The sequence below is a fragment of the Faecalibacterium sp. 3 genome (assembly GCF_048323735.1).
GTDB classification, from domain to species: Bacteria; Bacillota; Clostridia; order Oscillospirales; family Ruminococcaceae; genus Faecalibacterium; species Faecalibacterium wellingii.
This window is the reverse complement of the sequence record NZ_JBLWFN010000001.1, coordinates 2,503,128-2,516,127: the sequence shown is the minus strand read 5'-3', so window position 1 is coordinate 2,516,127 and position 13,000 is coordinate 2,503,128. Positions and strand designations below refer to the sequence as shown.

The following is a 13,000-nucleotide window of genomic DNA, read 5'->3' as shown; positions in this document are numbered from 1 at the left end:
GCGGAGCACGGTCTTTTTGTTAAGGGGTAAATATCGATGCGTACGAAAACAGCAGGGGAGTAAGACCGCTGTTTTCCGGGAAACGTTACTTCATCAGGCTGCAGACGGCCTCCGCGTAAGCGGCAGGGTCATCCACCGGCAGGCCTTCAATGAGCTGCGCCTGTGCATACAGCAGAGCGCTGTACTTCTTGAGCTTGTCGGTGTCACCGGCCTCTTGTGCGGCCTTGAGCACGGCAAACACGGGGTGGTTGACATTCAGCTCCAGCACCTTGTCGCTCTTTACGCCCTCGCTGCCGGGCTGCTTGGACAGCACTTTTTCCATTTCGATGGACAGCGGGCCGTCGGCACTCAGACACACGGGGTGATCCTTCAGACGGGTGGAGACCTTGACCTCCTTCACCTTGCCGTCCAGAGCATCCTTCATGGTGTCGAACAGAGCCTTGTTCTCGGCGGTGGCATCCTCGGCGGCCTTCTTCTCTTCCTCGGTCTCAAGGCCCAGATCGCCGCTGTTGACATTCTTGAACTCCACAGTGCCGTCCTTGCCCTCGGCATCCTTGCGGGGATAGCTGCGCAGGATCTGCAGGCAGAACTCATCCACATCCTCGGTCAGCAGCAGGACGTCATAGCCCTTATCCATGACCAGCTCAGCGGCGGGCAGCTTTGCCAGACGGTCGGTAGAATCACCGGCAGCAAAGTAGATATACTTCTGCTCAGCGGGCATCTTGTCCACATACTCCTGCAGAGTGACCATCTTCTGCTCCTTGGCAGACCAGAACAGCAGCAGGTCGCGCAGCAGCTCGGCGTGCATGCCGTAGTCGGAGTAAGCGCCGAACTTGATCTGACGGCCGAACTCCTTCCAGAATTCCTCGTACTTCTGGCGGTCGTTGGCCAGCATGGCGTGCAGCTCGTTCTTGATCTTCTTTTCCAGAGCGTTGTGGATCAGCTTGAGCTGGTTGTCCTTCTGCAGCATCTCGCGGCTGATATTCAGGCTCAGATCCTGACTGTCCACGATGCCCTTGACGAAGCTGAAGTAATCGGGCAGCAGGTCGGCACACTTCTCCATGATGAGCACACCGGATGCGTACAGGGCCAGACCCTTCTCGTAATCCTTGGTGTAGAAATCGTAGGGGCGGTGGCTGGGTACGAACAGCAGGGCGTTGTAGTTCGCGGTGCCCTCGGTGCGGCTGACGATGACACGAGCGGGGTCGGTATAATCGTTGAACTTCTCTTTATAGAAGCTGGCGTACTCCTCGTCGGTCACTTCGCTCTTCTGCTTTTTCCAGATGGGCACCATGCTGTTCAGGGTCTCCAGCTCGGTGTAGCTCTCCCACTCGGGCTTGTAATCCTCGGGCTTGGGGTCCGGTTCCGGCTTCTGGCGCTCGTGCTGGCGCTCCATCTGGATGGGGTAGCGCACATAGTCGCTGTACTTCTTGACGATGGCAACAATGCCGTATTCATCCAGGAAATTATCGTAGTGGTCGGTCTCGGTGTCCGGCTTGATGTGCAGGATGATCTGGGTGCCGGCGGTGTCCTTCTGGGCGGGGGTCATTTCGTAGCCGTCCACGCCGGAGGACTCCCACTGCCATGCTTCATCCGAGCCATAGGCCTTGGAAATGACCGTAACCTTGTCGGCAACCATGAAGGAGGAGTAGAAGCCCACGCCGAACTGACCGATGATGTCGATGTTCTCGTCCTTGTTGTCTTTCTTGAAGTCCAGAGAACCGGAGTGGGCGATGGTGCCCAGATTCTGTTCCAGTTCCTCTTTGGTCATGCCGATGCCGTTATCCTCGATGGTCAGGATGCGGTTATCCTTGTCGCGGGTGATGAGGATGTGGAAATCGCCCTTGTTCATGCCCACGGAGGGATCGGTCAGACTCTTATAGTAGAGCTTATCAATGGCATCCGATGCGTTGGAGATCAGCTCCCGCAGGAAGATCTCCTTATTGGTGTAGATGGAGTTGATCATCATATCCATCAGTTTTTTGCTTTCAGCCTGAAATTCTTTCTTAGCCATAATGCAAGACCTCTTTTTATCTATATTCAGCGCCGGGCACTCGGGAAGCTGGAACACTTCGGAATGCTTAGCACTCATGACTTTCGAGTGCTAATATACACCGCTTCCCGGCAAAAATCAAGGGCTTTCATAAAAAGTTTAAAAATCGGAAGCGGCCTGCGGTCTGTGCAGACCTTTTGTGCCTGCCAATTAAAACGGAACTGCCATTATAGATGACCGTGGTGCACACAAAGACGGGTTTGAATCGTATTTCAAATGAAAGCGTTTTGTGCTATAATGAACCCCGAAGATCATTTCCGAAGGGGGAAAATATCATGCAGCTGAAGCAGCTGGAACTGGAAGGCGGCGGAACGCTGACTGTTTATCTGCGGGATTCCTGCGAACGGATGCCGAAGGCCATCGACCGGCCTTTGGTGCTGGTGGTGCCCGGCGGCGGCTATACCCACGTCAGCGCCCGGGAGGGCGACCCGGTGGCACTGCAGTTTGCAGCAGCGGGATATCATGCCGCTGTGCTGGACTACGCCATCTGCGAACAGGCAGCGGACTATCTGCCGCTGCGCCAGCTGGCACAGGCCATCGGCCTTGTGCGGCAGCACGCGGCCGGGTGGCATATCCTGCCGGAAAAGATCGCAGTGTGCGGCTTTTCGGCGGGCGGCCATCTGGCACTTTCCGGTGCTGTGCTGGACATTCCCGGGGAGCGCGCCCAGCCCCGGCCCGATGCGGTGATCCTGGGCTATCCGGTGATCACGGCAGGGCAGTATGCCCACCGCGGCAGCTTTGTGCAGCTGGCGGGCAGCACCGACCCGGCGGCACAGCAGGCATTCGGTCTGGAGGATAAGATCACGCCGCAGACGCCGCCGGTGTTCGTGTGGGCCACCATGGAGGACGCCACCGTTCCGGTGGAAAACACACTGATGATGGTGAGCGCCCTGCACAGGGCAGGTGTACCCTGCGAGGCGCATCTGTTTGAAAAGGGGGTGCACGGCACCAGCATCAGCACCGCAGAGGTGGATCAGCCCAGCCGCCACCGGCATCACTGGGTGAAACTGGCAGTGGAATGGCTGGGAGACACTTTTGACTGGTCGGTTGGATAAGTCTGACATATTTGAACGAACCTACAAAAAATTTACAATTAAACTGTTGACTTGCATAAACCTTTGACGTATACTGGTCAGCAGGGACAAACTCAAGGAGGAATACCTATGGTTATGGACCCGACCCTGCCGCGTGTTTCTGTGCGCGACCTGCTCATGCAGGCATTTCTTACCGGATGGGAGCTTTCGGACAAGACAGTCTCGCAGGACGAATACCTGCAAAGCTCCATTCAGGTGATCGAAATGCTGCAGGTGGAACCGGAAAACCTTTACGCCGAAGAAGGCCTTGGCCTGCCGGACGGCGAAGAGGTGGATCATCTGGACGATTGGCTGCGTGCCGACGGCCAGTGGCTGTACTACGGGGTGGAGGAAGAGAACTTCTTCCTGATCCAGTGGTATCCGGACGAAGCGGCTGCAAACGCAAAGCTGGCCCAGCTGGAAGAACTGGGCGACGGCAAGCAGTATCTGGTAGATCTTTCCCTCAAGCGGGAGAACCCTTCCAGCGCAGAAAACTTCGGCAATTCCAATCCGGTTCAGCTTCGTTCCTGAAAACATCACCTTAAAGCGAAAGGAAATTTTGCAGCATGCAGCTTTCTGAGATCGAGCGCGAACAGCTTTATGCCATCGTAGAAAAATACGATCATCACCCGGATGTACAGCGGATGCGGGAGTATATCCAGCACGGTTCTGTCACCACCTACCAGCATTGCAAGAATGTGGCGCTGGTGAGCTTCTGGCTCAACCGCCGTCTGCGTCTGCACGCCGACGAGACCTCGCTGGCGGTGGGGGCCCTGCTGCATGATTTTTATCTGTATGACTGGCATAACAAGGGCACCTTCCACGGCCTGCGCCGGTTGTTTGAGATGCACGGCTTCTCGCACCCGGGCTGTGCCTGCATCAATGCAGAGCGTGTGTTCGGCATCACCAAAAAGGAACAGAGCATCATTTCCAGCCACATGTGGCCGCTGACCTTCCGTCATGTACCCACCTGCCGTGAGGCCATTATCGTCTGTCTGGCAGATAAGTACTGCGCTGTGGTAGAGAGCATGTTCCAGCGCTCCCACGCCGGTGCTGTGGTAGACGGCAGCGTGGAAGTCGATGGCGAAGAGTGGTAAGCCTGCCTGCTGGTAAATAAGCGAAACAAAAAAGGACTCTGCATCGTCAAGGTGCAGAGTCCTTTTTTGCATCTCACAGCTTTTTGTAGCCCTCCGGCTCATCCGCAGCGGCACGGCGCTCCATGAGGAAGGTGTCCAGCCAGCGGCCATGACAGTCCCGCGCAATGCGCTCGCGGCGGCCTACCAGACGGAAGCCACACTTGGTGTGCAGGGCACGGCTGGCAGCATTATCCTGCAGCACGGTGGACTGCAGGGTCCAGTAGCCGGCCTCTTCGGCCTGACGGCACAACTCGGCCAGCAGATGACAGCCCAGTCCATGGCCGCGGAACTGCTCCCCCACATAGATGCTCACCTCAGCTACGCCGCGGTAGCACCAGCGCGGGTCTACCCGGTGCAGTGCGGTCCACCCGGCAATGACATCGTTCACCAGCAGTACCAGCCGACAGTCCTTTGTGTGGGAGGCATCCCACGCAGCGTATGGGGGGCAGGTAGTCTGAAAGGTGGCATGTTCTGTGGCGATGCCCTCTAAATAGATTCTGGAAACGGCGTCCCAGTCTTCCGGCTCCATGGGCCGGATCGTGATCTTGCTCATATGCAATTTCCCAGCGGACAGGCAGAAGCCTGCCCATACCCTCAACTCTCAAAAATGACCGATTTCAGTATAGCAGAATTTGCAGTGCGGTACAAGCGCCGCACTGCACAGAAATGTCTTTGACATCAGGCAGGTTTGTGATACAATAAAACATATAAACAAGAGCACGGCGCAGAGACCGCCGCTGCAGAACGGAGGACATTGACACATGAAATGGATCAGAACGGCACTGTGTGCGCTGGGAATGCTGGCGTGCCTGTCACTTTCGGCTTTTGCAGCAGAGCTTGGAGAGCCGAACATCACAGAGCAGACCACGATGAAGGAGCTGCGGGAAAACCCCAGCATCAAGGGTTCGGGCTTTTACACCTACTGTAACGAGTGGATCGAGGGCAGCACAAAATACGACAACACGCCGATCAAGGGCTATGTGAGCTGGGCGGCCTCTGAGGATGCCGCCGAGGGCATGAACCTTGTGATCGAGAACTACAACAAGGGCGTGCAGGTCACATGGCAGGTGTATACACCGGAAGAGATCGAGGCAGACCCGGCGCTGGGCATGGTGCAGCTGTTTTATTTCCCGGCAAAAACGGAAAACGCCAAATATGTGGTCGTGGTGCCTGGCAACGGAGGCAACACCACGGCAGAGCTGAACGAGGGCGCATCCATCGCGAACCAGCTGCACGATCTGGGCTATGCGGTGTTTGTGCTGCGGTACCGTTCGTTCCTGAATGCTTCCGACAACGCGCCGCTGTACGACATTGCCAATGCCGTGAAGTATCTGACTAAAAATGCAGAGCAGTTCGGTGTCCAGCGCGAGAACTATGCCCTGATGGGCTTCTCGTCCGGCGGACACATCGTGGGACTGATCGGCTCGGACAACGAGCGGTTCGGCTACAAGGCCTTTGGCATTCCTCAGCCGGCAGCACTGCTGCTGGGTTATCCCATCAACGATTTCTATGAGGTAAAGCCGCTGTACCACATTGCCATCGACCCGCTTATCATCGGCTGGCGTTACTACTGGACCAACATCTCGGATGTGGTAAACAAGAATTACACCCCCACCTTCTTCTGGTACGGCAAAAACGATTATTACATGGAGTGCATGAACTACGAAAAGCAGGGCCCCCTGCTGGAAAAGACCCTGAAGGAGAGCGGTGCGACCTATCAGTGCGTGGTGTATGAGGACGCCCCGCACGCCATTGGCCCGGGCCGTCACACCGATGCGGACGGATGGATCAAGCTGGCTACTGAGTTCTGGGAGGAACAGTGTAAATAACCGACAGAAAAAGGGGATTGCTGTGAAAAAACGATTTCGTGCGGTGCTGCTGAGTCTGGGATTCCTGTTCCTGCTGGCACAGCCTGCATTTGCGGCAGAGCTGGGCGAGCCCAATATCACACCGCAGACTACCATGCGGGAACTGCGGGAAAACCCATCATTGAAAGCTTCCGGATACTATACTTACTGCAGGGAAATGCTGCCCATCGAAAGCAATTACTGGAACAATAAAACACTGGCCCAGTATGCAAAACCACAGCTGGTCTATGATTGCGCGGATGCGATGAACCTTGTGATCGAAAACTACAATAAGGGCGTACAGGTCACATGGCAGGTGTACACTCCGGAAGAAATTGCGGAAAATTCTTCTCTGGGCATGGTGCAGCTGTTTTATTACCCGGCGGAAGAATCCGGCGGGCGCTATGCGATAGTGTTGCCAGGCAACGGAAGCACCATCACCTCAGAAATGGAAGAGGGTGGCTCTGCTGCCAGCCAGCTGCATGCGATGGGTTATACCGTATTTGTGCTGCGGTATCGTTCTTTTCTGGATGCAACGGACAATGCGCCGCTGGACGATATTGGCCGCGCTGTGCAGTTCATCACGCAGAATGCAGAGCGGTTCGGCGTACAGGCAGAAGGGTATGCCATTACAGCGTTTTCCTCTGGCGGACAGCTGGCTGGACTGTTCTGCAACGAGGAGGTCGGCTGGGGCAGATACAGTGTGCCCAAGCCCGGTGCGCTGCTTATGGCCTATCCGGTCATCAACTTCAACGAGGTCAAGCTGCTGTATCATGTGCTGATGGATCCGGGCGAGTGCGGCTGGCGCTTTTACTGTTCCAGTGTAGCCGATGTGGTAACGGATGATTACCCGCCGGTGTACTTCTGGTATGGCAAAAATGATATCATCCTGCCGCTGATGGACCTGCGGAAGCAGGGCCCTGCCTTTGAAAAAGCTTTGCAGGCACATGGTGTGCCATACCAGATGCATGTGTATAAAAATGCGGGACACAGCATTGGCACAGGGCGTGGCACAGACGCCGAAGGCTGGCTGAACGAGGCTGTTGCGTTCTGGGAAGAACAGGTCAGATAAAAAGGAGGCGCGGCAATGAAACGCAAACTCTGTACAGCTGCAGTGTGCATCGGGATGCTGCTGGCTCTGGCACTGCCCGCATGGGCGGCAGAATACGGTGAAGCCAATATTACCCCGCAGACCACGATGAATGAGCTGAGGGAAAATCCCAGCATCGTGGGCTCCGGTCTGTACACCTACTCGCGTGAGCAGGACTGCACCCTGAAACAAGCCTACTGGGGTACACAGGAACTTGAAAAGTTCTCCAACCAGTGGACGGCACAGGATGCGGCAGAGGGCCTCAATCAGTTGATCCGGAATTATAATGCGGGCATCCAGATCACCTACCCGCTGTATACGGCAGAGGAAATTGCGCAGGACACCAGCCGGGACGTTGTGGAACTATACTATTTTCCGGCGCAGGGAGAAACGAAAAACCGGAAATATGCACTGGTGCTGGGTGGAAATGCCCTGATTACCAGCGCCGAGATCCGCGAGGGCATATCTACGGCGTGGCAGATGAACCAGATGGGCTATACTACGTTTGTGCTGCGCTACCGTATCGGGATACGGGCAGGTGGCAACGCACCCATGGAAGATGTGGCGCGGGCAGTGCAGTATATCACCGCACATGCAGAGCAGTTTGATGTGCAGCCGGAGCAGTATGCGGTGATCGGATACTCTTCCGGCGGACAGATCACCGGTCTGTTCGGTACGGATGCAGTGGGATACCGGAACTACGGCTTGCCAAAGCCTGGTGCTCTGCTGCTGGGTTATCCGGTAAATACATTCCGGGAACTGAAACCGGGCTATCGGATCCTGCTGGATCCCGATGTGCTTGCACAGCGGTATTACGATATGAATGTGTCGGACTATATAACGCCGGATTATCCACCGACCTTTTTCTGGTGTGGCAAAAATGACCTGACGCTTATGCTGATGGACTGGTACGCACAAATTCCGCAGCTTCAAAAAGCGATGGAGAAGAACGGCGTGCCCTATGTCAGCCATGTGTATGATAACGCGCCGCATTCGATTTCTACAGGACGCGGCACCGATGCAGAAGGATGGCTGAACGAGGCTGTTGCATTCTGGAAAGAACAGACAAAATAAAAAAACACGCAGATCCGGGCTTTGCAGCTGCACAGCCCGGATTTTGCAATGGGAGACGAAAATGGAATTTCTGGCATTTCTTTACACGGTGCTGCTGGTGGCCATCTGCCTGATGATGGCGCTGCTGCTCTACCGCTCGGCAAAGCCGACGGCCAGCCGGGACGATACGGAACTGAAGGAATGGCTGCGCCAGCAGCTGGATGCGCAGAACCGTCAGATGGAAGCAAAGCTGGCAGAGATGTCTCAGCAAAACCTTGCCGCCATGGGGCAGATCAGCGAGACGCTGCAGGCTTCGGTGCAGAGTATGAGCACCGCCCTTGCTGCCGGGCAGGGCAGTCAGCAGCAGACCATGGAGCAGCGGCTCCAGGGGCTGGAAGCCTCTAATTCCCGCAAGCTGGAAGAGATGCGCCGCACCCTTGCCGAGGGCCTGACCACCTTGCAGGCCCAGAACGCCCAGAAGCTGGACGAGATCCGGCATACCGTGGACGAGCAGCTGCAGGATGCCCTGCAAAAGCGGGTGACCGAGAGCTTCAAAGCGGTCAATGACCAGCTGGAACAGGTATATAAGGGTCTTGGCGAGATGCAGAACCTTGCCGCCGATGTGGGCGGGCTGAAACAGGTACTTTCCGGCGTGAAGACCCGCGGCATTCTGGGCGAGATCCAACTGGGTGCGATCCTGGAAGAGATCCTTGCCCCGGAACAGTACGACACCAATGTAGCCACCATCCCGGGCAGTACCCAGCGGGTGGAATATGCCATCCGGATGCCCGGCGCGGACGGCGGCACGGTCTGGCTGCCCATCGATTCCAAGTTCCCCGGCGATACCTATGCTCACCTGCAGGACGCGCAGGCTTCCGGCGACGCACAGGCCGTGGAGAACGCCCGCCACGCACTGGAGCTGGTGCTGCGCAGCGAGGCCAAGGACATCCGGGAAAAATATGTGGAGCCGCCCTATACCACGGCCTTCGGCATCCTGTTCCTGCCGTTTGAGGGCCTGTATGCCGAGGTGGTGAACGCCGGTCTGCTGGAAGTGCTGCAGCGGGACTATCAGGTGAACATCGCGGGTCCCAGCACCATGGCGGCGCTGCTCAACAGTCTGCAGATGGGCTTCAAGACCCTTGCCATCCAGAAGCGCTCCGGCGAGGTGTGGCAGCTGCTGGGTGCGGTAAAGACCGAATTTGACAAGTTCGGGCAGGGGCTTTCCAAGATGCAGCAGCGTCTGCGCCAGACCGACGAAGAGCTGGATAACCTCATCGGGGTGCGCAGCCGTGCCATCAGCCGCAAGCTGCGGGCGGTGCAGACCATGGACGAAAGCACTGCCGCCGCGCTGCTGGAGCTGGACAACGAGCCGGGCAGACCGGTGGCGGCACGTCTGCCGGAGAATGGGGAAGAGCTCTGATGCGCAGAATATTCCCGCGTTATCCCTTGCGATTTTTCTGACGATGTGGTATGATAGGAACTGTTCTCAGAAACAACCGCCGCAAAAACGCGGCACTGCATAAAAATATAAATAAGGAGACCGAGCATTATGAGCGTAAACAAGATCAGTGAAGCCATTCTGGGCGTTGGTGTGGATGATACCACCATCGACCTGTTCGAGAGCCAGTATCCGGTGCCCACCGGCGTCAGCTATAATTCCTATGTCATTCTGGACGAGAAGACCGCCGTTCTGGATACGGTGGATGCCCGCGCCACCGAGCCGTGGCTGGAAAACCTGACCGAAGCTCTGGCAGGCCGTAAGCCGGATTATCTGGTGGTCTCCCACATGGAGCCGGACCACGGCGCAAATATCGCAAAGCTGGCGGCACTCTATCCGGAGATGCAGGTGGTGGGCAACGCCAAGACTTTCCTGTATATGGATCAGTTCTTTGGTGCTGATGCTGTGGCAAAGGAGCGCCGCGTGGTGGTGAAGGACGGCGAGAGCCTGAGCCTTGGCACCCACACCCTGACCTTTGTGTTTGCCCCCATGGTGCACTGGCCGGAGGTCATGGTCAGCTATGAGAGCAGCGAGAAGGTGCTGTTCTCCGCTGATGGCTTTGGACGCTTTGGCGCTGTGGCAAAGTTTGACGAAAAGGCCGACTGGGCCAGCGAAGCCCGCCGCTACTACCTGAACATCGTAGGCAAGTACGGTCCGCAGGTACAGGCGCTGCTGAAAAAGGCAGCGGCTCTGGATATCCGGACCATCTGCCCGCTGCACGGTCCGGTGCTGACCGGAGATCTGGGCAAGTATCTGAACTACTACGACATCTGGTCCAGCTACAAGCCCGAGGAGCCGGAAAAGATCCTTGTGGCAAGTGCTTCCATCCACGGCCACACCCGTGCAGCAGCCCACCTCATGGCAGAAAAGCTGCGTGCAAAGGGCGCAAAGGTAGTGGAGATGGACCTGACCCGCACTGATGTGTCCTATGCCGTCACCGAAGCCTTCCGCTGCGGAAAGATCGTGCTGGCCTGCGCCACCTATGACGGCTTCCTCTTCCCGCCGATGGAGAATCTGCTGACCCACCTCAAGACCAAGAGCTTCCAGAACCGCACGGTCGGCCTGATGGAGAATGGCACCTGGGCACCCATGGCTGCAAAGCTCATGCGCGCCGAGTTGGAAGGCATGAAGAACATCACGGTCTGTGAGAATGTGGTTACCATCCGTTCTGCTGCCAATGCCGCCGCAGAAGCCCAGATGGATGCTCTGGCTGCGGAGATCATGGAAAAGTAAACAGAATGGTCTGTACAGGGTCGCTGCCTGCCGGAGAGCCTCGGCGGGTAGCGGCCTTTTTGCAGCCATTGAACAGACGAAAGAAGTCTGATATAATACAGCTAAAACATATGGTGGGAGGAGCTCAGGAGTGTTAAAATCGATACACAGGGATGTGCTGCAATGGTGGAAAGGCCCGGATAAAAAGTATTTTTGTGTGATGCTTGGGTTTGCTGTTGTGGTGTATTTTCCACTAATGAGTCAAAAACTGACAAATACATTTGACGGACTTTGGATGGATACATATTATATTGCCGGCGGCTGGGAACTTTCTATCGGCAGATGGCTCTGGCCGCTTGCAGATGCGCTGAGGTTTGGCGTTCAGACGGACCCGATCAATTCGCTGCTTACGCTCTCGCTCGTGACACTTTCGTTTATTCTGGTGCGCAGGCTCTTTACGACAAAGGATTCGTTTCTTACCTATCTGCTGGGAATGGCATTTATCTCAAGTGCATCGGTCAGCATCCAACTGTCGTATCGGTACATGTCACCGATCTTCGGATTATCGCTTTTTCTCTCGGTTGCTGCAGCATACTGTGTGATCCGCACGGAAAATAAGGTCAGAGCAGTTGTGCAGGGGACAGTGTGTCTGACACTGAGTCTGGGTCTGTATCAGGCAAATCTCGGGAGTTTCTGCCTGATCCTTCTGGTCTATTTCCTCATGCTTCTGTTTCAAAAGCCGGATCGCAGCCTGATTCATGGGCATATTGCAAAAAGTCTTTGCAGTGCGGCGGCTGGCGTGGTATTGTATTATCTGACCCTGAAGATCGTTTTGCTGATTACGGGCTCTCGGATGTCAGAATACAACGGAGCTGCGAGTGTTTCACCGCTTTATGTTTTAAAGCGGCTGCCCACAGGAGTAGCAAGGGCATACCAGATCTTTGGGATCTATTTTTTTCGGAACCAGTATCGGAACAATATTCTGCAGGCCATGGGCTTTTTTGCGCTGATCGTTTTGCTGGTCGGATTCGGGCTGTTAAAACGCTTTTGGCGGGTCGTCCGGAGCAGAGACCCGGAATACATTTTGCTGAGCGCTGCGGCGTTGGCAGTGCTGCCGGCAATATGCAATGTGACGTTGTTGATTACCAGCGAAGCAACCTGGCATCTGCAGATGGCAGGGGCACTGGATCTGTTTATCCCTCTGTGCATCTTGCTTCTGGATGTGACCCGGAAGGAACAGCCTCAAAATGAAAAATTAAGGATGGCGGCTATCGGAGGGGCCGTCCTTTTGGCAGGCCTTATCGTATACGGCAATGTTTATATGAGGGCGGTCGATCAGGAAGCGATGTATGAAGGCAGAAAATCGCTAAAGACCATGACGGACCGGATCGCGGACGATCTGATCGACTTTGGATATTTTGACGGAGAAGAGCGGCTGCCGGTGGTGTTTGTGGGTAGACCCAGTTCAAACTCGGCTTTCCTGATGAGAGAATATTACCTGTATGCAAACACGTATGCCCAGATAGGCCGATTCTGGGGTGGCGCCGATGTTGCCCGGCAGGTGTGGAAGAGCGTTTTTCAGAATATCACACCGGTCAACTTTACCTATGGAAGAGTGGAACGTTACCTTGAAGTTTATGCGGAAAGCGAAACGGAGCAGATGCCGATCTATCCGCAGGAGGGGTATATCCGGCAGATCGGAGATACGGTGGTCGTCAAGATCTCGGACGATTACAAGGATGAGCTGACCAGCGCGGAAGAAGAAAAGCCGCTGTCGGGCTTTTTTGAACTCGGGCAGGTAGACAATGGCTTTTATGAGCCGTGGAAAGAGGAAGAATGAACCTGTCTGAAAAATGCGGTTGAGTGCGGCATTTGCGGAAACTGCGTGCGCAGCCCTTGCAAACTTCCGCGAAATGTGGTAGTATACATATGGTTATGAACCTGAATACTCCCAAACGCAGCGACGGAGAGAGTAGGTCTGTACCGCACGGCAAAGAGAGAAGCTTCACCGGCTGAAAGGGCTTCCGTGTGCGGGCTG

The 13,000-nt window shown here is 55.8% G+C and carries 11 protein-coding genes and 1 other annotated feature (1 of these 12 running past the window's edge); of the genes, 9 read left to right on the top strand and 2 right to left on the bottom strand.

All coding sequences use genetic code 11. From position 1 onward, the window contains the following. Positions 1-85 precede the first annotated feature (85 nt). Entirely contained in the window at positions 86-2,014 is a 1,929-nt protein-coding gene (htpG, locus tag ACNSPV_RS11885; protein WP_348583246.1) for a molecular chaperone HtpG, read from the bottom strand. Between the two features lie 314 nt (positions 2,015-2,328). Between htpG and ACNSPV_RS11880 the strand changes: the two genes are divergently transcribed. The 3 genes from ACNSPV_RS11880 (at position 2,329) to ACNSPV_RS11870 (ending at position 4,223) form a co-directional block, all read left to right on the top strand. Next, the gene (locus ACNSPV_RS11880; protein WP_348583247.1) at positions 2,329-3,108 is read left to right on the top strand and encodes an alpha/beta hydrolase; all 780 of its coding nucleotides are present in this window, start codon (positions 2,329-2,331) and stop codon (positions 3,106-3,108) included. Positions 3,109-3,216: 108 nt separating this feature from the next. Then, positions 3,217-3,657 carry a hypothetical protein gene (locus ACNSPV_RS11875; protein ID WP_339395114.1) on the top strand — a complete coding sequence of 147 codons (441 nt, stop codon included), beginning with the start codon at positions 3,217-3,219 and terminating at the stop codon, positions 3,655-3,657. A 35-nt stretch (positions 3,658-3,692) separates the two neighbouring features. Next, positions 3,693-4,223, top strand: a complete 531-nt coding sequence (locus tag ACNSPV_RS11870) for an HD domain-containing protein (protein WP_348583249.1) — start codon at positions 3,693-3,695, stop codon at positions 4,221-4,223. A 73-nt stretch (positions 4,224-4,296) separates the two neighbouring features. Here the strand turns inward: ACNSPV_RS11870 and ACNSPV_RS11865 are convergent, their stop codons facing one another. Continuing rightward, entirely contained in the window at positions 4,297-4,815 is a 519-nt protein-coding gene (locus ACNSPV_RS11865) for a GNAT family N-acetyltransferase (protein ID WP_348583250.1), read from the bottom strand. A 208-nt stretch (positions 4,816-5,023) separates the two neighbouring features. Here ACNSPV_RS11865 and ACNSPV_RS11860 point away from each other — a divergent pair, with 208 nt between their 5' ends. The 6 genes from ACNSPV_RS11860 (at position 5,024) to ACNSPV_RS11835 (ending at position 12,802) form a co-directional block, all read left to right on the top strand. Next, positions 5,024-6,091 (top strand): alpha/beta hydrolase, encoded by a 1,068-nt coding sequence (locus ACNSPV_RS11860; protein ID WP_348583251.1) that lies wholly within the window; start codon positions 5,024-5,026, stop codon positions 6,089-6,091. Between the two features lie 22 nt (positions 6,092-6,113). Next, a complete protein-coding gene (locus ACNSPV_RS11855) occupies positions 6,114-7,181 on the top strand; it encodes an alpha/beta hydrolase (RefSeq protein WP_348583253.1) in 1,068 nt (355 codons plus the stop codon). Positions 7,182-7,196: 15 nt separating this feature from the next. Further along, the gene (locus tag ACNSPV_RS11850) at positions 7,197-8,273 is read left to right on the top strand and encodes an alpha/beta hydrolase (RefSeq protein ID WP_348583254.1); all 1,077 of its coding nucleotides are present in this window, start codon (positions 7,197-7,199) and stop codon (positions 8,271-8,273) included. Positions 8,274-8,334: 61 nt separating this feature from the next. Next, a complete protein-coding gene (rmuC, locus tag ACNSPV_RS11845; RefSeq protein ID WP_348583256.1) occupies positions 8,335-9,672 on the top strand; it encodes a DNA recombination protein RmuC in 1,338 nt (445 codons plus the stop codon). Between the two features lie 129 nt (positions 9,673-9,801). Then, the gene (locus ACNSPV_RS11840) at positions 9,802-10,983 is read left to right on the top strand and encodes an FprA family A-type flavoprotein (RefSeq protein WP_348583257.1); all 1,182 of its coding nucleotides are present in this window, start codon (positions 9,802-9,804) and stop codon (positions 10,981-10,983) included. Positions 10,984-11,113: 130 nt separating this feature from the next. After that, positions 11,114-12,802, top strand: coding sequence for a glucosyltransferase domain-containing protein (locus ACNSPV_RS11835; RefSeq protein ID WP_348583259.1), 1,689 nt, complete (start codon positions 11,114-11,116; stop codon positions 12,800-12,802). Positions 12,803-12,913: 111 nt separating this feature from the next. Next, positions 12,914-13,000, top strand: a binding site (T-box leader); it runs 159 nt beyond the window's last position.